We start from the raw sequence: 24307 nt of genomic DNA on the forward strand, positions 1-24307 counted from the left end.
CTGTCTTATAAAAATTATTTAAGGTATTGCACACTGTCTATATGCAATAAGTCGTCAGCACCTTTAAATAATAGAATAGCCATTCACAATGAGATAGATTCGATTCATTTAAAAAACGATACAGTGCTGTTGGCTATAAATTTTTTGCAGCCTCTGTCACGCCTGCGAACAGCAAGCAAGAAAAAATTATAGCCAACAGCACGTTATTACAATCGTATCGCTTTTATTTTGAACGGACTATAGTAACACATCAAAGCATTCTCTTTTGACGTGGCAACGCTTATTCTAGAGCTGCTTAAACTGCCTGCCACTGCTGCCGATTGAGCTTATATAGCACATGCTCAGCGAGCCGATGATTTGACTCAAGCGCAGGATGATAAAAATTGTCTTGCGTATCAGTCATGCCAATACGCGCCATAAGCAGTTGTGAGCGCTGATTAATCACAGCAGTAAATGCAACCACCTCATCAAGCGCCAGCTCGCTGAAAGCAAAACCTAAAGACGCACGAGCGGCTTCAGTTGCATAGCCTTGTCCCCAAAACTCCTTACGCAGTCGCCAAGCAATCTCAACACAGGGAGCAAAAGACATCTCAGCATGTGTCTGATTTAAGCCGACAAAACCAATAAAGGCATCATTATTGTCTGAACCCTCTTTTAAGCTGAGCGCCCAAAATCCCCAACCGTTCTCTTCAATCAGCTGCTGGCATTTATTTGCAATGATATCGCTCACTGTCGCTGATAATAACTTAGGGAAATACTTCATCACTTCTGGATCAGCATTCATAGCAGCAAATACTACAAAATCGCTCGCTTGCCATTGTCTAAGATAAAGACGCTCTGTTTCTATATAGGATTTCATCGGATACTCTATAACACTCATTAAATTGCCTGTTGATATAATTTTTCAAGCTATTCTTATTATGGCTACCCAGTTTAAGAATCCATAATCATTATGGCTAATGATTATGGCTGCTAGTTATCATTAGTAACTTAGCAGCCATTGTAATCATCTAGCCTTTCTCCTAGTATCGTTTGATAAGTATCGTTTGATAAGTATCGTTGAATAAGTATCATTGAATAAGTATATTGGTTCTAGTCAGCTTGGCATAAAAGAAGCGTGCCTCAAACAGCACTTCGTTAAATCAAAAACAGACAATAAATTAGGTGGAAGATATGGAAAATTCAAAACAGTTAATATTAGAGCAGCCACTACGCATCGATATCGTATCAGACGTGGTTTGCCCTTGGTGTGTCGTCGGCTATCGTCAGCTGGCAGCAGCATTAGAGCAGACCCATACTGCCCATGAGATACAATGGCATCCGTTTGAGCTAAACCCTAATATGCCAAGCGAGGGTCAGAATATGCGTGAGCATATCATGGAGAAATATGGTTCAAGCCAAGCCGAGTCCGATGCCAGCCGTGCCAGAATAGCCGAGGCAGGTTCTGAGGTCGGCTTTGAGTTTAATTTTACTGATGACTTGCGTATGCACAATACCTTTAATCTGCATCAGCTTTTGCATTGGGCTGAGCAGCAAGGACACATGCATGAGTTAAAACAGGCATTATTTACCGCGCATTTCACCGATAATAGAAACCTCTCTGATATCAGGGTACTTGCCGATATTGCTGCAGAGATTGGGTTAGATAGCAAAGAAGCGTTAGCGGTTTTAGAAGACCAGCGCTTTGCCAATGACATACGTGAGGTAGAGCAGCATTGGCAGCGGCAAGGTATTCAAAGCGTCCCTGCCATCATTTTTGATGAGCAGCACTTGGTTAGCGGCGCGCAAGGCGTGGAAAATTATGTCGATATTTTAGAGCAATTAGCCAATATGAAAGAGTAAATTGAACGTTTAACTCTTTTCAAGCATTTTAGTAAAACTCAGAGGAAACTTAGGCAGAGCATAAACATTGCAATGCCGAATCTGTCTATTAGGATGTTTTATATGAATAAAGACAAACCAATCACCCTATCAGATGCAGCAGAAGCCCTCGTTTTAGATAAATTAAGCCTTTATAGTCAAAATACTCTAAAAACGCTACGGTGCTGCGGGTATAAATTTTTTGTAGCCTCTGTCGGCTAGCTACAGCAAGCAAGAAAAATTGATACCCGCAGTACATAATATGTCGATATTACTTTTTACTGACTATATATGAATGCCGCTCCAATCTAGGAACGGCATTTTTATATTTTCTATCTCATAGCACTAGTGATATCACTGCTATTGTTAAGACTGATGCTTAAAAATGAATAACCGTACGGATACTCTCACCCTTATGCATCAAATCAAAGGCTTCATTGATGTTTTCTAATGGCATCGTATGAGTGATAAAGTCATTTAATGGGATATCACCTTGCATATAACGATCGACATAACCTGGCAGCTCTGAACGACCTTTGACGCCGCCAAATGCAGAACCACGCCAGACGCGACCAGTTACTAGCTGGAAGGGACGGGTTGAGATTTCCTTGCCCGCACCAGCGACACCAATGATGACCGACTCGCCCCAGCCTTTATGGCAGCACTCAAGCGCTGAACGCATAACATCGACATTACCGATACACTCAAATGAATAATCTACGCCGCCATCAGTCATCTCAACGATGACCTCTTGGATAGGCTTGTCATAATCTTTAGAGTTGATACAATCAGTTGCGCCTAGCTTTTTGGCGAGCTCAAATTTATCTTCGTTGATATCAATACCGATAATACGACTGGCTTTTGCCATTTTTGCACCGATAATAGCCGCTAAGCCAATACCACCAAGACCGAAAACAGCAACGGTCGCGCCTTCTTCAACCTTAGCCGTATTCATGACTGCGCCAAGACCAGTAGTGACGCCACAACCTAGCAAGCAAACTTTTTCTAACGGTGCATTGGCGTCAACTTTGGCTAAAGATATCTCTGGTAATACCGTATATTCAGAGAAGGTTGAACAACCCATATAATGGTAAATTGGCTCACCATCTTTATAAAAACGCGTGGTGCCATCAGGCATCAAGCCTTTACCTTGGGTCTCACGTACCGCTGAGCATAAGTTGGTTTTACCTGAAGTACAGAACTTACATTCGCCACATTCTGCGGTATACAAAGGAATGACATGATCGCCAACTTGCACGCTGGTGACGCCTTCGCCGATTTGTTCAACGATACCACCACCTTCATGACCTAAAATCGCTGGGAAAACACCTTCTGGATCTTCACCAGATAAGGTAAACGCATCAGTATGGCAGACGCCGCTGGCAATTATTTTGACCAATACTTCACCTTTGCGCGGTAGCATCACGTCTACTTCTTCAATCGATAATGGCTGATTAGGAGCCCATGCAATGGCGGCTTTGGACTTAATAAATTTGTCTGACATAAAAGTCTCTCTTTTTAATAGTTGAATTTTAATAGTTAAATTTTAATAGTGTGATTATTTTATATTACTTCCCTGCTAATGATAATATAGCATATTTGCAAATATCTTTTACACAGTGGTAATAATCATGAAGTGGGATGGTATCAGTGAGTTTGTTTACGTGGCAGAACTTGAGAGCTTTACTAAAGCGGCAGCAAAGCTTGCTATCTCGACGGCGCAAGTGAGCCGGCAGGTCACTGCATTGGAGAAGCGGCTCAATACCAAGCTACTATATCGAACCACGCGCAAAGTGTCGCTAACAGAAGAAGGACGCGTGTTTTATCAGCATTGTCGCAGCATCCTTGATGGACTCGATGCCGCAGAACAAGCCGTCAGTAATTTGCAATCCAAACCGCAAGGTCGAATCAAGCTGACTGCCCCTGTCACCTATGGAGAGCAGCAGCTATTGCCGCTGGTAAATGATTTTATGATGCAATATAGTGATATCGAAGTGACGGCTTTTTTGAGCAATCAGAAGATTGATTTGATTGAAGGGGGTTACGATTTGGCAATACGTATCGGTAAGCTGAGCGACTCTACGATGATGGCCAAAAAACTCAGTCACCGTACCAATTTTGTCTGTGCAGCGCCCATTTATTTTGAAAAATACGGCCAGCCAAAAACCTTGGATGAGCTCAATCAACACAGCTGCTTATTGGGTACATTAGATTATTGGCATTTTAAAGAGAGGGATACAGAGCGCAATATACGCGTGAGCGGTAAGATACGTTATAACAGCGGCTATAGCTTGGTTGATGCGGCGCTAAAGGGGCTTGGTATCGTACAACTGCCGGATTACTATGTGCAAAAATATCTAGCAACCGATCGTTTGATGACGGTATTGGACGAATATCGAGAGCAAGAAGAAGGGATTTGGGCAATCTACCCGCACAACCGTCATCTATCACCAAAGATCAGATTATTGGTTGATTATCTGGCAGAGCATTTGGCTTAAAAAAGATTAGGGCGTGTTGAACATTCATAACTTCAGCCAGATATAAGCGCAAGCGAGCGCTACCGTATTCTCATAACTCTGCTTGAGCTTATCAAATCTGGTAGCAACCGCCCTATACTGTTTTAGCCTAGCAAAGGCATTTTCCACTAAGTGGCGTACTTTATACAAGTCCCAGTCCATATGATCGTTAGAGGACTTCGTGTTTCGCTTCCGAGGGATGTTATCACGCGTCCCTGCTTGTTCAATATGCGCGCGTAGTGCATCAGAATCATAGCCTTTATCGGCACATAAAACCTCTGTATCGCTCAAATCAACCTTGTCTATCAAATCAGGTGCGACTTTAACATCGTGGGTCGTACCATCTGACAAGACAAAGGTGATGGGATTGCCATGCGCATCAACTGCTAAGTGAATCTTGGTCGCGCGTCCTGCCACACTTTTACTAATGGATTGTAGGTTCTCGTTACCACCACTACTGTGCTGATGTGCTTTGATATGAGTACCATCAATAAAGACCCACTCAAGATCTGAGTCTTTGATTAATAAAGCAAACAGCGTAATCAGCTTATTACTCTTAAACCAGCGCTGGTAAGCTTTGTAGACGGTATTAGGCTTGCCAAAGTAAGCTGGTAGATCCCGCCAAGGACAGCCAACACGCATGCGATAAAGCACGCCTTCAACCGTTTGTCTAAGATTTCCTTTGTCATAGATATTAAGTTCTAGTAAGATAGGTTTCAGTCTTGTCCAGTGTTCATCTTTGAGCATGGTGCGAGGCATAGCGAACGATATCTTTTTTGTGTGAGAACTTAAAGATTAACCGTTCGCTATTTTTTTTGCTATCAATTTGGCACCAATGTTCAACACGCCCTAATTGTTAATTTAAGAAACTGATAATTAGTAGCGTATAGCCACTATTGAATCATATTTACAACAATAAATTAAGCATCATCAGAGCGTGACATTTGATATTGCAACTCTACTTTGAGCTTCTTTGCACATTCTATAATCTTTTTTCGATCGGCAGGGATAGCACCATACTCAATGGCAGTTTCGCGCATTTGCACCGTCACATCATAATGCGGATAACTGGCATGACGGTGAAATAAGCGTTTATCTACTTCTATCAAAGCGGCAAAATCATGTAGCTCTTGCAAGGTATCTGCCAGCATATGGCACCACTTATAACCTCTGAACTCTATCTGCATAAAATCTACGTATATCGCCATATAACCGACCTTTCATCCCTTGCATAAAACTCACTAAGTATTTTTACTCTAGTACGTTCATAAAGCACAATCAATATAACCTTGGTAAATCACTTATGTTTTCTTTTAGCTGCTTTAGTACTTTTTGGTACTCATTATCCCTAATATCTTGTGTGCTTAAACGCCCATAACGCAGCTGGCGATAATCCTGTTTAATCTGCTCAACTTTTATCTGAATCGCTGTCAAATCGTTGCTTCCTATCAGCTTATTTACAGCGCGATTTTGAATAGTTGTCTCAGCATCTATAGCAGCTACCGTTGCCAAGCGTTCAAGCCATGCCAACTGCCCTTCGCTCTCATGACGAGCCAGCGCTTTATCCGCTTTGCTAAGACGCTTTGATAATTGAACAAGCGGTAAATCGGCTGGGTGCCAGCGTTTGCGTCGACGTTGCCAGATAAAGAAGACCAAAATAGCCATGACGCTAATGGCACTCACCGACAACCAAATAATTTGTTCCATCATTGAGCGGATATTGAACCACTTAAGTAGTGAGTCAGCTTGCTTGTCTTGATCATAGCCAACGACGTCCTTTTGCCAATAGTAACTTGCTTGGTCAGATAAACGGCGCAAGGTTTGTAGCATTTGATACTGCTGATAGCTGATTTGCGCGCCAGCCCCATCACCAAACATCGTAGCGCCTTGTGCCTGCGTCATCGTATTCATGCCTTGCTCAACGCGCTCAGGTGCTACAAACGCAGTCGGATCGACACGAAGCCAACCTTTACCCTCAAGCCATACCTCAGTCCAAGCGTGCGCGTCCATCTGCCGTACTTCCCAAACATTGCCGCTACGACTCAGCTCGCCGCCTTGATAGCCAGCCACTACTCGCGCAGGAATACCAGCTGCCCGCAGCATAAAAGTAAAGCTTGAAGAATAATGCTCACAGAATCCTGCTTTGGTCTCAAATAAAAACTCGTCGATACGATTGGTATTGAGCCGTGGCGGCGATAGCGTATAGCGAAATTCTGTCTGATGAATCCAGCGCTCGATAGCGGCCATATAGCGTACAGGATCTGACCCTGACTGCGCAAAAAGCTGCTGAGCCAACGCTCGCGCTTGTGGATTGCCACTTTTGGGCAAGGCAAGATTTAGTTGTCGTGCCTCATCAGTGAGAATAGGATCAATCTGCATCGACGCAAACTGCGACACATCGTAGCGCAGCTGCTGCGTGACAGGCTGGTCTTTTAATAAAGTAAAGTCCGATGTGATACTGATATCTTGTTGCTGTGCAAACGGGTAATCGAGTCCAAATAGCCAGTTTTGCTGAGTAGGTTCTAAGATAATCTGATAGTTATTGGGAGCAGATTTCACTGCATCAGGAACAGTCGAAAACGCATTTTCAATCCAAGTAGGTATAGGTAACGTAGGCTGCCATGCTCGCTGCTGCGGGCTTTGACGCCAAGTAACGCCATCAAAATCGCTAAACACCAAGCCTCGCCAATACAACTCCTGCTGCGGGGGTCGATTGTCTGTAAATTCTACGCGAAAAGCCAATTCGGTCGACTGACCCAAATTCGCAAAGTCACCTGGCGACATGCTATCAGAGACACCTGTGGTTGCTTGCTGACCTGATAACTGTACTGACCATAACGGCGGCAAGCGCGGAAAGAATAGAAACAGCACCACCAATAATGGCAATGCTCCAATGCCCAATACACCCAAAGTGCGCAGACGACCATCACCGCGACTATTGCCATCATCGTTTAACGCAATAAACGCCAATAATATAATGACCGCGCCAATAATGACCTCCAAGGTAGTGATTAATCCTTGGTCCATTAAAAACAATGCTGCGAGTACGAATAGCGATAAATTCAACACTACATAGGCATCACGGCGCTGATACAATTCCCACAGCTTACTGATAAGGCATAGCACTAAAAATGCCACGCCCATATCCAGCCCAAACGCAGTATTGTAGGTCAGCCATAGACCTACCAGCCCTAATAAGAAACCAAGCATTTGCATGGCTTGATAGACGCGTTTTAAATGACGACCTTTTTTAAACTTCGCTTTAATACGTGGCAGCTGCGCAATAATACTGACCACTGCAAAACCTATTAACCATAAGGGCAAGTGCGCCGCATGAGGTAAAATAACGATGACTTGGGCGATTAATACCCAGTAATAGGCTGGTAGCGCTAAGAGATGGCGATACCATTTTCTAGTATTGTCCCGTTCAGTATCAGAGCGAATGCTTTGACCCACTGCCAACTGCTCAAAGCTTGCTATAGACGCTTCTATAGGTAGGTTTTTAGAGGAGGCTTTAATCAAGTGTTGAGAGTCGTTCATAGTGATTTTGCCAACCTTAGCAAGCAAACTTGTGCAAAGCTGTCGCCCTCGCCCATCATTGCCGCAGAGGACACATCAGACGGCGCCTCATTTGGTAAGCGCATATTAAACGGTACGCCCAATTGCCCGAGCGTTAGTGCCCCGTGCGCCAGTTGTGCCAGCTTCTGTTCATGATGCGCGGCTGGCATATCGGCATAATCTAACGTTTGCTCATGACCGACAGGATCGGCAAAATGCTTGGTAAGCATACCCTGACCACGCGCCACATGTCCCCAAGATACCCGTGCCAGCGACTCCCCTTCAATATAGCTATCTAGCCGCTCAAAGTCATCTTGACCTTGCCGATACTGCGCACCGGTAGGTAAATCCTCCTGACTTGCGATTGCATACTGAGCTTGCCAATCGAATGCTTCAGGTTTTGGATACACCCAAGCCGTACGTGCAAAATACACGTAAGACCATGCGCGCATAATACCCAAAGGATAAACGGTTTTTATGGTCAATCTTGGTAATTCAAGCTGTCCACGTACGTGCGTCTGTACAGGCAGTCTGATAATTTGCTCATCTTGCAACCTTGTGACCATTATTGAACTTTGATTTTCTATGCGGTTATTGTGGCGGATGCTATTTTTGTTGGCTTTATTTTTCTTCTGTTCAGCAGCCTGCTTAAAGCTAAATAACAACTGCCGCCTTGGTTGACGATTCTCACTGCGCAGCTGCAAGGTGACCCAAACAGGCGCGCCCGCTTCTGCCATAGTCACATCCAATAAACGCACCTTTAAGCCTGAGATATGCGCAAAGGTCACATGAAAACTGATAAGCCAAACGCTGATCAGATAAAAGCACAAGCCCAGTACCAAGTTATTGCCATAGTTAATACCAGCAATAAAAGTAATAATCAGCAGCACCGCAAACAGCAACCCTTCGCGGCTAAAAAAGATATAAACGTTACGAAGATTAAGTACAGCGCTGTCACTGGTTGGCGCGCGCGAAGCGAACCATCGATTGGCCGCTGAAGTAAAAGCTTTTGGCAAAAGGCTCATGGCTACCCTATCGTTACCATAAAATTGACAATATTATTAATATTCGGCGAAAAGGTTTGATGACGATATGCTGAACAACTATAGTCAGAGAAAAGTAATATCGATACATCAAGTACTGCTGATATTAATTTTTCTTGCTTGCTGTAGCTAGCCGACAGAGGCTACAAAAAATTTATATCAGCAGCACTGTAGCGTTTTTGAGATATTTTAACTATATCTAAAAATTCCATTTCAGTATTCAATAATTTGAGACGAGCAGTTACCGGATGATAAACGTTTAAACAATAACCGCCACTTCTGCCAAAATACGCTGAGCGATGGTTGGTGTTGCTTGCCCACCAGTCAAATGCGCAGGTACAAAGCGCTGACCAAGACGATGATCCGTAACTGCAGCAAACACCGCTTGGACATCTTCAGGGGTCATTTCCATATGCCCCGATACATAGGCATAAGCCTGAGCGGCACGCTGTAACGACAATGCACCGCGCGGCGACAGACCATGATACTCGTGACTTTCTCGTGTTTTTGCGACCAGTCTTTGCAGATAATCTAAGACCACATCCGCGACATAAACTTGCTTGACGCCTTGCTGCGCCAACAACACAGCCCTTGTATCAAGCACTGCCTCTAAACTATTCAAAAGCTCGCGGCGATCTTGACCTTTTAATAGCTCCCGCTCTGCCGCAGGCGATGGATAACCGAGCGACAAACACAATAAAAATCGATCTAGCTGCGACTCAGGAAGTGGGTAAACACCCGCTTGCTGCAAAGGGTTTTGAGTGGCTATCACAAAAAATGGCTTTGGCAAAAGATAGCTTTGCCCATCTTGTGTCACCTGCCGCTCCTCCATCGCTTCAAGTAAAGCGCTCTGAGTTTTGGGACTTGAGCGATTTATCTCATCAGCAAGCAGCAGCTGAGTAAAGATAGGACCTGCTCGAAACTCAAACTGCAGCTTGCTTTGATCGTAGATACTCATGCCCAATATATCAGCCGGCAGCATATCATTGGTGAACTGAACACGGCTAAAACTTAACCCTAACAGCTGCGCTAACCCTTGTGCCAGAGTGGTTTTTCCCATACCCGGCAAGTCTTGTAGCAGTAAATGTCCGCCTGCTAAAATGCCGCTAAGCGCAAGCTTAACTACCTGTGATTTGTCCAGCACGATTTGATTCAATTGCGCCATTAATTGGAAGATTTCTTGCTGGTTATGAGTATAATCAGCCGCACTAACTGTCTGAGTGGGTGTTTCTGGTATCAGCTTATGTTTCGATGAAAGTGGCATATTGGTGGCTGCATTATGGGCGATTATGGGTTTAACTTATGAGGAAAACAAGAGGTCTCAGGCAAGCGTTATTTATCATTTTCAACGATCGGGGCAGCTGCGCGAAGGGTAGACAAATAGGCAATCACGTCCGCACGTTCTTTGGCATCAGGCATAGGATCTGCTAGCATCTTAGAGTCTGGCATGGCTTTTTCTGCATCGGCAATATAAGTATCAAGTGTTTGAGCATCCCAAACCCAACCTGAGGCTTTTAGTCCTTCACTATAAGTATAATCTGCAAGCTTCGCTGCCGGCGCGCCATAAATATTCATCAGCTGCGGACCTTTTTTATTGAGACCGGGATTTAGCTGATGACACTGACCACAAGCGTCTTTATATATCAGAGCGCCGTTATCAGCATCACCTTCTGTATATAGTGGCAGCGTAACAGGCGCACGATAATCAGGCGGTATTTTCTCACAAGCACTTAGCAGCAAAGCGGCGACAAGCATACCGACCAGTTGATATTTTTTGACTATAGACATGGTGTCATCTTTAATTAATAGGTATTGATGTCGATGAGTCTACATCAACCATCCTATAATGCAAAGGGTGATAGACATCGATAGCCGTCTGTAGACTATAAACGCATAGTATTGATATAGTATAGTGAGTTTACTACAAAAGTGTTATAGCGCTATTGGTATGAATTTTGCGCAGCCTCTGGGAACGCAGCACGCCAGTAAAATTTGTACCAATAGCGTGTTTAAATTTTCATAACATTTTTATTTTCGTCTAACTATATTGATGAATATAAAACAAGGCTTAACTCTCGTTAGAGACTGTGATGGTGTTACTCGGCGCTTCTAGATAATTGCCTTGTAGGTAACGTGCTCCCACACTCCATGCAACAGACATGGTCGCGGCATCTTCAATATAAGGCATTAATACATCAACGCCACTCTCATTGGTACGTACGATAATTGATTTGACCGTCTCTAAATTGTCAGCGGCATCAATCCCCTCGACATAATTACGGGCTAAGCGTACCATATTTGGACGAACAAGATTGGCAAGCTCCACAGATTTGACAGATGAGCCAAAATTGTTGATGCCAAGCTGGCAGTTTATCTGATTGAGCGCGGTAAATTGAGATTTCGCTACCGTTAAATAATCCGAGATGTCTTTTTCATTGAACTGCAGTGTCAACGCCCCAGCTTTACCACCGATGGCATTGATGAGCTGGCTTGCAACACTCGGCAGTTTTTTATCGATTAAAGACGCACTGGTTAGCTGTACCAGTAACCGCGCCTCTGAATGGGTTTTACGCACTTCATTGATTCTTTTACAGGCATTAATTAGTACCCAACGGTCTATTTTTTCTAATAATTGATGAGATTTGGCAACTGCCATAAACTGATCTGGGGTCAATATGGTATTGTCCGCATTTGCTAGCGGTAAGCGCAGGTATACTTCAAAGAAGTCACTACGGTCGTTATTGATGTCATATATTGGCTGAAACAATAACTGAAAACGATTATTTGTGATGGCATCGACCAGAGATTCTGCCAGTGCATGATCATCACTATTGGCGTGTTCACTGGCATCATACAAATGATATCTTCCACCATTATTGGAGGTCTCAATCATAATTTGATTGATGGCATCCATGGCGCGCTCAAGGAGTACTCTTGGCTCAGGGGTGTTTTTTTCAATTTTAACAATAGCAATACTTGCCGTCGTACTGGTTGTACGCTTATCTACCTCAATAAGCATATTACTGATACTTATACCAATCTGTTCAGCCAGCTTTTCAAGCGCAGCTGTCGTCTGATTTTCGACCAAAATAGTAAATGCCTTATCACTAAAGCGGCTGACATGACCATCGGCTACCAGCTCATCTAGGGTATTCGCGACTTGTTTTACCGTGCTGTCAATACCTTGCAGACCTAAACTGTTTCTAATTTTGCCGACATTATCGAGTTGCACATACAACAGTGCCGCCGTCAAAGTGCCCTTTTTGGCCTGCTCATAGGCTGCCGTCAGCTGCTCTTCAAAGCTGTGGCGATTATCAATGCCCGTTAAGCTGTCTTTACGCTCAGCCTCAGCCAAACGTTTGGCAACCTCACTGCTATTGCTGTTATTTTGTTGAATGATTATCTGGGTGACCGGCTCACCATCTAGTGTCGCTATTGCCAACTGTAATTTTGCTTCAAACGTACTGCCATCTGTACGTCGACTCTCAAAATTAAACTCAACGTCTTTACGGTTCCCTTTGTCGAACTGACGCAAAAACTGTTTAACGGCTTTGACATTGTCACCACCCGCAATCAAATCAATCACAGGTATGCCAATGATGTCGTTCATCTGCTCAAAACCAAATAACTGCAGATACGGATCATTGGCAAAGATATGAATGCCTTGATCGATATAAGCGACTGCACTTTTCGAGTTTTTAATCAGGACGTTTGCGCGCTGTTCTGCCTCAGATAGCACAGAGTGCAATGTCTTGAGCTGTTGGCGACTGTGCAAGTTTTCGTGCAATAAGCGAATAGCCATGATGACTGCCATTTCTTGCTCTGCATAGAGTGCCTTAACCATCGTACCATTCACGATAGAAGGCAAGCCTTCGTCATTCTGAGCGTTGGCTACCGTGTCTTTATTTATCAAACAAACTAAGGGCAAATCAATATTTTGCTCTTGAATGATAGCAACCACATCGGTAAAACTCATATCGTAGGCTTGACCGAAAACCAAGACATCCCAAGACTGTCGTAGCGATTTCAATAACTCTTCTTTATCATCCAAAAAACCTAAATTCACGCTGTCATAGTACGAACCTAGCAAGTGTACGAGGCGCTCAGCATAGAGCTGATCAGCATCGATAACCAATAAGTTTAAGAGAGAATGAGTACGCATAGAAAGCCTTTTTAATCTTATAAAATAATATGAGTCGCCGATGCGCTGTAGTCAAATATAGTCAATGAAAAGTAATATCGACACATTATGTACTGCTGGTATCAATTTTTCTTGCTTGCTGTGCCTACGCAGACAGAGGCTGCAAAAAATTTGTACCCGCAGTACCGTAGCGTTTTTAGGGTATTTTGACTATAGATGAAAAATACCAGAATATTAAGAAACAGCATCGTGGTTATTGTTGTCATTATAAACAATAATGCAACCGACTGCTGCTTAACTTACTATGGCAATTGTTAAATGGTACGAACCAATAGCTGTATTTTATTACATGGCTATCAGAGTGTTTAAGGATCAGAACTTTTAAGTAAATTAACGCGATTGAGCCTGCATTACTTCATATTGGCTAAACTCATCGGTCATCATTAGACTACGACCCAAGCGCAAAGATTTCTGTTGGTCATTAATACGCATAATAACCTTATCATCTGTTTTAAAATGAGAGGTCGGCAATAATACACTGTGAGCCGTTTGCAGCCGTTCATCATCTCCAATAACAAACGCTGGCACAAAATGCTGACTGCGATCCTCTCTATCTTGTAGACAAATTCCACAGGCAATCATCTTATGACCAAGGACTTGCCACTCAAGTTTAGGCTTTTCGCTATCCAAATCAAGCCAACGCACCACTCCCATAGACCATTTAGACGGGGTAGCAATATCTTTGCGGCATAGTAAAAAAAGGCTCATTATTTGCAAAGGTGGTGCGATGGAAATGAGATCATCAATATTATCAGATGGCTCAGATGAATCTGGTAACAAGCATTCTGGTAACAAGCATAGCGTACGAAAGTGTGACAACGGATTATCACCCTCAAATATATTCGCCCCTAATTCTTTATAGCTAGCAGGGGTTTTTGGTAAGGTGTCATAACGCGGCTGCTGATACTTTGGCAGGTTTTTAGATGCTATTAAACTGCTAAAAACTTCGCCGTTACTGATACGGTAATGTATCTCATTAAAACCTGTTATGATCGTCGCCGTTTGCTCTGTATTATGCTTGATAGGAAGGGTGATTTTTGGGTCGATATAACGGTAGCTTATCGCCATTGAAACAGTATTAATCAGATAGTATTCAACCCCTCTTCGCTCAGTATCGATTAGGGTTTGCATACGCGATTGTAAATACGTCAATAAGGATTCAAGCTCTATAAATAAGCAGGTATGATGAGCATCATATGGATTGATAGTAGACAATGCGGTTAAATAAGTAGGCGGCTCTTTACTCTGTAGATTGACGAACACTCGCGTTGCCGTACGCGGCTCTATGGCAGCAACCATATGTACGCTCCAATCTGGCAGCAAACGCTGTAGCAGTAGGATATGAGGGCGACGCAGTGCTCGTACATTTAGCAAATCGTGCAAGCATATTTGGCAGTATAAGTGATGGATAGTATCAGCTTGCTGAGTTGGGAGATAAACACTCAGTACGATAGCTGAGGCTTGCTGCTGGCATGCGATACGATACAGCTTGTTTATATTAGCCCATGTATAGGCTGGCGGCTTTTGATAGCAAAGCGCATCTTCAAACAGCAGCTTTTGATAAATAAGCAGTGTTTGGTAAATGGCAATCGCCAAGGTAACAGGGGACCATCTTTCGCTGGTAAAATAACGACGCCATAGACGGCTAGAAGGTGCTTGCTGCTTATCCTTTAAAGAGGCAGTTTCGCGGTGTATCACGCCGTCATAGGTCATAATCAATGAATAATACAGCGATTTTACCTGAGCCACATAGCCAAGCTGAGCCTCATTAAGCGCACCTGGCTCATAAATATACTGTTGGCGAAGCGCGGCAATCAGCTGATTGGCGGCGTCAATGACAATCTTAATCAATGACAGGCGCGCTCTATCATCCATAGAAGTCAGACGCAATTCTGTCAATACTTTTTCTATTTGCTCGACTTGCTGCGCCTCTGTTTGCGCTGGCAATAGTGCCGCCCATTTACGTAAATGGGGCTTATTACTGCTCGTAGGCTTATCGCAAGCCTCTAACAAAGGGGGTTCAGCTGCTAAATACTTTTGAAAGGTCGATGAATTTATCATTACCATCCTTAGCAATTGCGTAAGTTATCTATCAGGGTATAAGGATATACTCTTAAAAAAGAATATTGTTATCACACCTAACCATTCGTCTCTTTATCATGATCAGCTATAACTTTTCCTTATCATTTATTTGCCAAAATAAACAGCCTATCATAGTGCACACTTTATTTATTATTGTAAACATTAATTGGTACTTTAAAAGGTTTATTTGGCAACTCTCTGACCAGTTTAGGGACTAGGTAGCCAGGTAACTTAGCCAATAATAACCAATAAAGCTCGATGGCTGAGCGCTCATCATGATCAAAATGAGCTGCGCCCGCCACTTTATCTAGCACATGTAGATAATAAGGCAATACGCCCGCCGAAAATAAACGCTGACTCAATGCTGTTTGGGCACTAACGCTGTCATTGATACCCTTTAAAAGCACCGCTTGATTTAACAAGGTAATTCCTGCAGCACGCGCGCGCTGCAAATACTCTGCTGTCAACGCATCAATCTCATTGGCATGATTACCATGAATGACCATGACGATTTGGCAGCGGCTCTGGGCCAAACGCTCTAATAGCGCATCATCAAGCCTTGCTGGAATCACGAGCGGCAGACGGCTATGTATACGAATGGTTGTCAGTTGCTCAATCGCCTCCAAGGTATCTAGCCAAGCAAATAGACGTCTATTGGTCACATTTAATGGATCGCCGCCGCTTAAGATAACTTCATTAATCTCAGGATGGGCGCTGATATAATCGATAATATCCTGTTTTGCGCTGGCAGTTGGCATATTGGCACTATAGTCAAAATGCTGGCGAAAGCAGTAACGGCAATGAATCGCGCACGCACCGGTGATGGTTAATAGCACTCTTGACTGGTATTTATGCAGCACACCTTTGACGGGGTTATGTGCATTTTCGGCTAATGGGTCAGCCACATAGCCTGCTACTGCCATTTGCTCTTTTTGATTGGGCAATACCTGTCTCAATAAAGGGTCATCACGATCGCCAACGGTCATTTTTGCTACAAAGGCACGCGGTACTCGCAGCTCAAAATGCTCAGGTACGTAAACCTCTGAGCGCAGTGATTGTAGCTGTAATATCTCAAGCAGCTCATCAATAGAGGTAATGGCTTCGGATAATTGCGTTTGCCAGTTTTTTTGTGTGATTAAATGGTTTATCATGACAACCTAATACCTGTGCCCAAAAGCCGATATTATACGCTGTTAGGGCGTCGCCTATCAAAGCATACGTCCTATCCTCTATATACTAAAATGGCTCATGCTTTTAGCACAGTAGATCTGGCACTCATTTTTCGCTGGTAACATTTACCACCTTTTTTATAAACTATTTTTTCTGAATTTCTAGGAGTTTTCCGTGGCAAGTTTTTCTACCAATGAATTTAAATCTGGTCTCAAAGTCATGCTCGATGGCAACCCTTGTGCCATTCTTGAAAACGAGTTTGTCAAACCAGGTAAAGGGCAAGCCTTTAACCGTGTTAAATTGCGCAATCTTCGTAGTGGTAAAGTACTGGAACAGACTTTTAAGTCAGGCGATAGCTTAGAAGCTGCTGATGTCATGGACACTGAAATGAACTATCTGTATAATGATGGTGAATTTTGGCATTTTATGCATCCTGAGAGTTTTGAGCAGATTCAGGCGGACAAAACAGCGATGAGCGATTCGGTAAAATGGCTAAAAGAAAACAGCAATGCACTATGTACCATCACTTTATTCAACGGTGCTCCTCTTTCAGTAACACCGCCAAACTTCGTTGAATTACAAATCACTGAAACCGATCCGGGCGTACGCGGCGATACTTCAGGTGGCGGCGGCAAACCTGCAACATTAGAGACGGGTGCGGTAGTACGTGTACCATTATTTGTACAGCAAGGTGAAGTGGTGCGTGTGGATACTCGTACTGGCGATTATCAAACGCGCGTTAGCTAAAGCTATTAATAGATAGCTCTAGTCTGTCTGTCAGAACAAAAAAGCTTAACCGCTCTTCGAGCAGTTAAGCTTTTTTAATGGCTATTGTTTAGTGGGTGATGAATAGGTTATGGATAATAACGGCGTAGCTCAAATAGATAGAGTCAGTGAAAAATAATATCGACACATTAGGTACTGCTGGTATCAATTTTTCTTGCTTGCTGTGCCTACGCAGACAGAGGCTGCAAAAAATTTGTACCAGCAGTACCGTAGCGTTTTTAGAGTATTTTGACTATACCTATTCTTCTAGTGATTGCCGATGCATCAACCAATATTGAACCAACGCATTAAGCTGCTCTTGCTTAAAGGGCTTGGTACAATAATCCTGCATGCCTACATCAAGATATTTCTTACGTTCACCATCCATTGCATTGGCAGTTAACGCAATAATAGGTGGCAAATCCTGAGGGGCATAGAGCTCATGGAGTTTGATGGTTGCCTGTACGCCATCCATAATCGGCATATGATGATCCATCAAAATCACATCATAACGATCAGGATATAATGCAAAAATTTCGATAGCTTGTTGGCCATCATTGACATGAGTGACCGTATGACCACCATTATTAAGGGCTTTTTTGGCAATTATAGCGTTCACACTGTCATCTTCGACCAACAAAATATGACCCACCAGCTCATCGCTTGGCAACGTTATCGTAAAGTCATTTGCCGTTTGCCATGTCTCATAATCTTCTGCAGCAATACACGGTAGCGGCAATAACACTCTAAAAGTCGTCCCAACGCCGACTTCGCTATCTACTTCGATATAGCCACCCATTAGCTCAACTAAAGACTTACAAACAGACAATCCAAGCCCCGTCCCACCATAAAGCCTGTGAGTGTATTTATTTGCTTGGTCATAAGCATCAAATATTGCCTCTAATGATTCAGACTTAATACCGACACCAGTGTCTGTGATCTCAATGCATAACGTCATGTCTTGATGAATCGTTGTGCTATTTTTAGCATCAATGGTAAAATCTGGAACACTATTTTGAGTTTCTTTACCATGATCACAATCCTTATTATCTAGACAAGGATTGTCTTCCATATGTTTGACATCAATCGTCACACGCCCGCCTTCACGGGTGAATTTGATCGCATTATTGACCAAATTTGCCATGACCTGCTTAAGACGTACGGGATCCCCTTTAATATAAGGCGATAGCGACTCAGTATAATGATAGTCTAAAACCAAGCCGCGTTGGCGAGCTTTGATGGCAAATAAGCTGACAACCTCATTACAGAGGCTAGATAGATTCATCGGGATAGAATCGATGGTCATTTTACCGGCTTCAACTTTTGATAAGTCTAAAATACCATTGATAATCGCGAGCAAATGCTCATTTGAGACCTTTATATTCTCGATATACTCTCTTTGTTCAACGCTCAGCATGGTATCGCTCAGCATCTCAACCATACCGATGATACCGTTCATCGGTGTGCGTATCTCATGACTCATATTGGCCAAAAACGATGACTTCATCTCATTGGCATATTTGGCATTACGCTGTTGTTCTTGTAGCTGTAAAGCATCGGCTGCCATCATCGCAAACTGAGCCAATAAATCCGCTTGTTTGTCAGTAAAATCATGGTGAGGCTGCATATCCATCAAACATAGCGAGCCCAAACGATAGGTTTTACCGTCTTCATGCATAATGATAGGAGCACCCGCATAAAACTGTATCTTAGGCCAATCGGTAACCAATGGATTTTGATTAAATCGACTGTCTTTGGTTAAATCTGGCACCACAAAAACGTTATTTGAGAGCACGGTATAATTACAAATAGCGACTTTACGCGTCGTCGTACAAACACCACCAAGTCCATGGACAGATTTTAGATACTGGGTGTTCTCATCCATAAAGGTAATGGTCACCACTGGCATATTAAAAAACAGTTTGACAAGTTCAGTTAAGCGCGCAAAAGAAGGTTCTTCATTATTATTGAGCACCTGATATTTTTTGAGTTTATTAATACGCTCAACTTCATCTATAGCGATGGGATAACTATTCTCTAGCAAGTTGGATGTAGACAAGATGGACTCCATAAATTCATATCAGAGGCTTGGTTTAACAGCCGCCTGCTTAAGCAATAATTGTAATGCCTCACTCACCATAAGCATGGCAACCACTGAGGTGACGACGACCGCCGAGCCATAACCACCGCAGTGCAAGCCACCTGTTTGACCGCTTTTGTCTACGCGGGGTGGTTCTGTCGAATAAACACACTTGATACCGAATTTCTCTTTTAAGGCACTATTGATGCCTTTTTCATGGCGTAATTTATTACGTAATTTGGCCAGTAACGGATCTTGATAGGTGTCACGTAAATCGCCAACTCTAATTTGACTTGGGTCTATTTTACCCCCTGCCCCGCCAGCGCAAACCAATTTTAGTTTGTTGAAGCGGCAATGCAAGGCAATAGCAAGTTTGGCATCCATATCATCGACACAATCTAAAATCACAATCGGAGCCGTTTGAGCCGTCATTTTTGCTTGTGCGCGGCTGGGCAGCAATGTGGCGACGTTTTCAGTGGTCAAAAAATCATCAACCAAATGCAGGGTAACTTTCGGATTTATCTCACGGATACGGGCTGCCATCGCCTCAATTTTACTTTGCCCAAAGGTACTATCTAAAGCGGGTAGCTGCCTATTGACATTGGATACTACCAATATATCCAAATCAATTAACGTAATAGTACCAATAGCCGTACGCGCCAAAGCTTCTGCTGCCCAAGAACCCACACCGCCGACACCAATAACATAGACATGTGCAGCAAAAAATGTATCTACTGCGGCATTACCGTACAGTGTCTGAGTGCCTTTAAAACGACGCTCATATTGCGCGGCCTCACTATCGGGTACTGTCAATGCTTCCGGTACAAGTATCTGCTCTTCAATAGGCTCTCGCTGGATAATATCTGACTGCATGTGTATATCTTCATTCATAACGATGTAGAAACTCTTAAGAATCTTATTGTTAAACCATTTGTATAGTAGTCGGTATTCGCTAAAAAATTCAAAGCGTATAAGACCACTTAGTCTGCAAAGCATTGCAACTATTGAGCCACAATTGCTGAGCGAGAATAGCGACGGGAACATTTAGTAATTCGCTCAAGCTATATAATACATAAAACAAATTTGCAGGAATATTTCTATTATGTATAAGCGTATCGCCCCATTCATTCTCTTTATCTTGTGCAAACACCGATGCGCTACTGTATGACGCACCCTCTAAATCATCTACCGTCTGGTATAGGATAGGCATCATATCTGGACAATCCGTTTCAATTACCAAGCAGTCGATACCATAGCTATCGACTGCCGCTTGGATAGCAAGGCGCAGCTTTTTCGCGTTCGGATTGGTTATTTGACCGGTCACGCCAAGCTTAAACCCTAATTTTGCAAATGCTTTGGCTTCTTGTACGCCGCCACTAAAACTGTGGGCAATACCACCCAGTTTATGCGCATCGTAATCATGCGCCTTTAGTAAAGCCAGCGCTTCGGCATGAGCCTTACGAATATGTAGCATAACGGGCAGTTGATGCGCCACTGCCATATCTAGCTGCGTACTAAAAAACCGCTGCTGTTTGGCAAATATATCAGGCTGCTTCATGACATTGGTAAAAGTATCTAAACCGATCTCACCTATTGCTAAAGGGCGCTTGGTATTCAACATTTGCGCCATTTCTTCCAAATGAGCGTCTTTATGCTGCTCAATATAAAAAGGATGCAAACCTAGGGCGATATGCACTTTAGGACAATACTTTTCTTGATTTAGACAATCTTTTGCCTCCAACTGACAAGGCACTTTTAGCTGCTGCTGAGTCTCATAAAGCCGCGAAAAATGTCGATATAGATAGCCAACCAAGACTAAATGACGCACGCCTTTATCATAGGCAAATTGTGCCTGCTCATCTCTATCCTCATTAAACACCGGAGCATCAAAATGCGTATGGGTATCAATCAAGGGGAAAGTATCCGCTCTTACTCTAGAATTGATACCTGATGCGCCAATCGCCATCATCCATAAACTCCAAAATTCATCATTGGTATGATAAGTATACTTTTGCATTAGCTACTTTTTAAATAGCTACTTTTTAAATAGCTACTTTACACGTTACTCACTATCTGGGTTTTTAGCCTTTTTTATAGAGTCATCATTTTTAGGCAATCGTTTATCCGCCTTTTTGCTACTCCGTCTTGGGATCAGCAATAGAGCAACACCCATGGCGCTTAATGCCAACCACTTTTTCTTATTACCAGTGCTTGCCATGATAGTTACCTTTTAAAATTAGCTGACGAATAACAGCTAGACGATGCTTTACAAATAAAACTTGATAGATTTAATCCATTTGAACAAAGATACCGTACTGTCATTAGGAGCGTTATATACCTATGTTAGCTGTTTTTATTATACGCCTATAGCTAAGGTGTATGTTTATCTATTATATGAATATACAAACTAAAGTACGGCGTATGTCATACACCGTACTTTTGAGGATAGTAAAACTTTAAGAGAGATATGAAAGCGGCATTTGCTATAGTTGACCCACTTTTAAAAAAGTACAGAACGACTGGGGTTGATTATCCGCAGCCTCTGTCTGCATAGGCACAGCATAATCACAGCAAGCAAGAAAACTTAACCCCAGTGGTGATTGATAATATTTGTATTTCTTTTATTTACGACTGACTATAAGCACTAAAAGCAGCGCTAAAAGCAGCGCTAAAAGCCTAGTTAACCTGTTAGAAAACCACCATCAAAGCGCTTAACGGCTTAATGGATAAGTTGTAATACCTGTGCTTGGGCTATCAACACGAGTAAAACCTTTTGCGGGTGTTTTTGGCTTTTGATCACGTTTGGGAATCAAAGGATTGAGTGGCATGAGCTCGTAATCGGCACTAATATCACCATTCCAACCTTCGGTACCACTTAATGGCAGCTGTTTAATTGTACCGTTTTTATCGATGACCAGCTGAAGGACGCGCATCTGATTATATTTACGCTCTGTCACGCTTGCTACTGCGCCGCCATCACGTAGGATAGTCGGCTGTAAAAATATGATTAAGTTGCTTTTTTGGCTATTGTCATTGTCCGAGCGGAACAGTCGACCGATAAGGGGCACATTACCCAAACCTGGCACTTTTTGTTGGCGCGTAGTAGAGTTATCACGCATCAAACCACCTAAAGCAATGGTCTGCTGATCATCTGCCAAAATGGTGGTATTGATAAGACTTTTATTGGTGATAAGACCGCTGGCATTCCCTGCACTGCCTGGCACAACTGAGGAAACTTCTTGTGATACCTCTAAACGTACGGTGCCGTTTGCACCAATATGCGGGATGACGTTTAGATTGATACCAATATCTTGGCGATCAATGGTCTGAAAGGGATTGGTCGAGGAGTCACTACCCGTGGTGTAAGAGCCTGTCACAAACGGCACGTTCTGACCGACTAAGATACTCGCTTTTTCATTGTCCAAGGTCAAAATCGATGGCATAGACAGTAGATTGGCACTGGTAGAAGAATCAAGCGCTTGCAAGATAGCCCCATAAAATTGCGCATTACCTTTGCTGTCTTTACTACTACTGCCAATACCTAACAAAGCACCAGCAATGGAGCCTGCTGCTGCGCTTATGCCTGTCCCACCGGACAAAGCAGCGGCTGCAAGCGAAACCGCACTCGCACCCACGTTATTAAAGTTCACCACGCCATAACCACTATTGGCATTACCCAGCGCCCACTGAACCCCAAGCTGCGTCGCATCATCGCCTGACACTTCAACAATCGCCGCTTGAATCAATACTTGCGAGCGGCGGCTGTCTAACTGATTGACGGCATCTTCAATCTCAAACATCAACTCAGGCGCTGCATTAACAATGACGGCGTTCTGAGTTTCGTCCGCGATGATACTAAAGGGTCGACCACCGCTACCGATACTTGTACCCGCTGAACTGTTATTCGGTAAAGGCGTGGCAGCGGTACTGCCTATATTATTGCTACCCACCTTACTATTATTAGTGCCACCAGTCAGCGATGATCCTGTAGTAGCGGCATCGTTCAAGGATGCTGACTCTAATGTTGACGAAGCGCCAGAGCTATTGATAGATTGACTGGCAAGTAGACCGCGCAGCATCTCGGCAATGTGACCGGCACTGGCATATTTTAGGCGAAAGACACGCAGACCACTTAAGCGCCTTGAGGGTGTTGTGTCCAACCGATTGACCATTTCTTGAACTTTGGCAATCATCTCAGGACTGCCTTTAACCAGCAGTCTGTCGCTCGCCGTGTCGGCAATGACCTTTAGCTGATTACTGCCACCTTGCGCTTGCCCGCTACCAGCACTCGCCACCAGCGCGCTAATCAACTCCATCATACGCTCGGCATCAACATGACGTAGTGGTATCACTTGTAAGCTGTCATTCACATTGCTGTCTAAATCACGGATAAGCGCTGTCAGCTGATTTAGGCTATCAGCACGATCAGACAGCACCAAGGCATTGACCCCAGTCACAGCAGCCGCATGTGCAGACGGCGGCATGAGCGGTCTGATGATACCTAACACTTCTGCCGCTTGGGTATTGGTCAGATAAATCACCCGCGTGGCCAAGGTCTCACCGACGGTCTCACCACGTAAATCCACAGCGATACCAGTTTGTTTGGCAACACTATCAGGAACCAGTTTAATCGTTGTACCTGAATCGATAGCAGCAATACCGTTGACTTGCATCACGCTCAAAAACAGCTGATAAATCTCATCACGCGACAATGGCTTATTGGAAATCACAGTCACATTACCGTTGATGCGAGGATCAAGGACAAAGTTTTGATTGGTAATCGTCGCCACCTCATTGATAAAGGCTTTGATATCGGCATCTTGTAAATTGACCTTCCAGCTTTCAGCACTCACCAGCCCAGTACTAGCCGCCCATAGTGGTATGGCTAAGCAAAGAGGACGGCACAGTCGCATCAAACGCTGCAAAATATGATGCAAAGGTGTGACTGAAAAATTATGAGAACTTACCATATTGATGATTACCTACAGTGATGGCGCTTGGTATGTACTGAATTCAATGAATGTTGAATTTA

20 protein-coding genes are annotated in these 24307 nt (G+C 43.5%); 4 read left to right on the top strand and 16 right to left on the bottom strand.

All coding sequences use genetic code 11. From position 1 onward, the window contains the following. Nucleotides 1-295: 295 nt before the first annotated feature. Nucleotides 296-880, bottom strand: coding sequence for a GNAT family N-acetyltransferase (locus tag JMW90_RS05725; protein WP_227691874.1), 585 nt, complete (start codon nt 878-880; stop codon nt 296-298). A gap of 293 nt (nt 881-1173) precedes the next feature. Here JMW90_RS05725 and JMW90_RS05730 point away from each other — a divergent pair, with 293 nt between their 5' ends. Next, nucleotides 1174-1842, top strand: coding sequence for a DsbA family oxidoreductase (locus JMW90_RS05730; protein WP_201562107.1), 669 nt, complete (start codon nt 1174-1176; stop codon nt 1840-1842). Between the two features lie 102 nt (nt 1843-1944). Next, nucleotides 1945-2082: a hypothetical protein gene (locus JMW90_RS05735; protein WP_201562108.1), complete on the top strand. Its 138-nt coding sequence runs from the start codon at nt 1945-1947 to the stop codon at nt 2080-2082. A gap of 157 nt (nt 2083-2239) precedes the next feature. Here JMW90_RS05735 and JMW90_RS05740 read toward each other — a convergent pair whose 3' ends face one another. Continuing rightward, nucleotides 2240-3364: an S-(hydroxymethyl)glutathione dehydrogenase/class III alcohol dehydrogenase gene (locus JMW90_RS05740; RefSeq protein WP_201562109.1), complete on the bottom strand. Its 1125-nt coding sequence runs from the start codon at nt 3362-3364 to the stop codon at nt 2240-2242. Between the two features lie 127 nt (nt 3365-3491). Between JMW90_RS05740 and JMW90_RS05745 the strand changes: the two genes are divergently transcribed. Beyond that, a complete protein-coding gene (locus tag JMW90_RS05745) occupies nt 3492-4358 on the top strand; it encodes a LysR family transcriptional regulator (protein WP_201562110.1) in 867 nt (288 codons plus the stop codon). Nucleotides 4359-4382: 24 nt separating this feature from the next. Here the strand turns inward: JMW90_RS05745 and JMW90_RS05750 are convergent, their stop codons facing one another. From JMW90_RS05750 to epmB, 9 genes are all read right to left on the bottom strand, one after another. Further along, nucleotides 4383-5135 carry an IS5 family transposase gene (locus JMW90_RS05750; RefSeq protein ID WP_201562111.1) on the bottom strand — a complete coding sequence of 251 codons (753 nt, stop codon included), beginning with the start codon at nt 5133-5135 and terminating at the stop codon, nt 4383-4385. A gap of 161 nt (nt 5136-5296) precedes the next feature. Then, nucleotides 5297-5584 carry a DUF4031 domain-containing protein gene (locus JMW90_RS05755; protein ID WP_201562112.1) on the bottom strand — a complete coding sequence of 96 codons (288 nt, stop codon included), beginning with the start codon at nt 5582-5584 and terminating at the stop codon, nt 5297-5299. A 70-nt stretch (nt 5585-5654) separates the two neighbouring features. Beyond that, on the bottom strand, nt 5655-7916 hold the full coding sequence (locus JMW90_RS05760) for a transglutaminase TgpA family protein (protein WP_201562113.1): 2262 nt from the start codon (nt 7914-7916) through the stop codon (nt 5655-5657). Beyond that, entirely contained in the window at nt 7913-8959 is a 1047-nt protein-coding gene (locus tag JMW90_RS05765) for a hypothetical protein (RefSeq protein ID WP_201562114.1), read from the bottom strand. The genes JMW90_RS05760 and JMW90_RS05765 overlap by 4 nt, the downstream gene beginning before the upstream one ends. A 277-nt stretch (nt 8960-9236) precedes the next feature. Then, a complete protein-coding gene (locus tag JMW90_RS05770; RefSeq protein WP_201562115.1) occupies nt 9237-10241 on the bottom strand; it encodes an AAA family ATPase in 1005 nt (334 codons plus the stop codon). A gap of 68 nt (nt 10242-10309) precedes the next feature. Beyond that, on the bottom strand, nt 10310-10765 hold the full coding sequence (locus tag JMW90_RS05775; RefSeq protein WP_201562117.1) for a c-type cytochrome: 456 nt from the start codon (nt 10763-10765) through the stop codon (nt 10310-10312). A gap of 280 nt (nt 10766-11045) precedes the next feature. Beyond that, nucleotides 11046-13139 carry an EAL domain-containing protein gene (locus tag JMW90_RS05780; protein ID WP_201562119.1) on the bottom strand — a complete coding sequence of 698 codons (2094 nt, stop codon included), beginning with the start codon at nt 13137-13139 and terminating at the stop codon, nt 11046-11048. A gap of 369 nt (nt 13140-13508) precedes the next feature. Further along, nucleotides 13509-15239, bottom strand: coding sequence for a hypothetical protein (locus JMW90_RS05785; RefSeq protein ID WP_201562121.1), 1731 nt, complete (start codon nt 15237-15239; stop codon nt 13509-13511). A 164-nt stretch (nt 15240-15403) separates the two neighbouring features. Further along, nucleotides 15404-16411, bottom strand: a complete 1008-nt coding sequence (gene epmB, locus JMW90_RS05790) for an EF-P beta-lysylation protein EpmB (protein ID WP_201562123.1) — start codon at nt 16409-16411, stop codon at nt 15404-15406. A 193-nt stretch (nt 16412-16604) separates the two neighbouring features. Between epmB and efp the strand changes: the two genes are divergently transcribed. Continuing rightward, nucleotides 16605-17177, top strand: coding sequence for an elongation factor P (efp, locus tag JMW90_RS05795; RefSeq protein WP_201562125.1), 573 nt, complete (start codon nt 16605-16607; stop codon nt 17175-17177). A 277-nt stretch (nt 17178-17454) separates the two neighbouring features. Here efp and JMW90_RS05800 read toward each other — a convergent pair whose 3' ends face one another. From JMW90_RS05800 to gspD, 5 genes are all read right to left on the bottom strand, one after another. After that, nucleotides 17455-19254 (bottom strand): GAF domain-containing hybrid sensor histidine kinase/response regulator, encoded by a 1800-nt coding sequence (locus JMW90_RS05800; RefSeq protein WP_227691875.1) that lies wholly within the window; start codon nt 19252-19254, stop codon nt 17455-17457. Nucleotides 19255-19275: 21 nt separating this feature from the next. Beyond that, nucleotides 19276-20166 (bottom strand): tRNA threonylcarbamoyladenosine dehydratase, encoded by an 891-nt coding sequence (locus JMW90_RS05805; RefSeq protein WP_201562129.1) that lies wholly within the window; start codon nt 20164-20166, stop codon nt 19276-19278. 70 nt (nt 20167-20236) lie between these two features. Beyond that, nucleotides 20237-21244, bottom strand: a complete 1008-nt coding sequence (locus JMW90_RS05810) for a TatD family hydrolase (protein WP_201562315.1) — start codon at nt 21242-21244, stop codon at nt 20237-20239. A 93-nt stretch (nt 21245-21337) separates the two neighbouring features. Next, the gene (locus JMW90_RS05815) at nt 21338-21493 is read right to left on the bottom strand and encodes a hypothetical protein (RefSeq protein ID WP_201562131.1); all 156 of its coding nucleotides are present in this window, start codon (nt 21491-21493) and stop codon (nt 21338-21340) included. Between the two features lie 493 nt (nt 21494-21986). Further along, complete coding sequence (gene gspD / locus JMW90_RS05820; protein ID WP_201562133.1) at nt 21987-24245, bottom strand: type II secretion system secretin GspD; 2259 nt, start codon at nt 24243-24245, stop codon at nt 21987-21989. Nucleotides 24246-24307: the final 62 nt, after the last annotated feature.

It is taken from the genome of Psychrobacter glacincola, from assembly GCF_904846215.1.
GTDB lineage: Bacteria > Pseudomonadota > Gammaproteobacteria > Pseudomonadales > Moraxellaceae > Psychrobacter > Psychrobacter glacincola.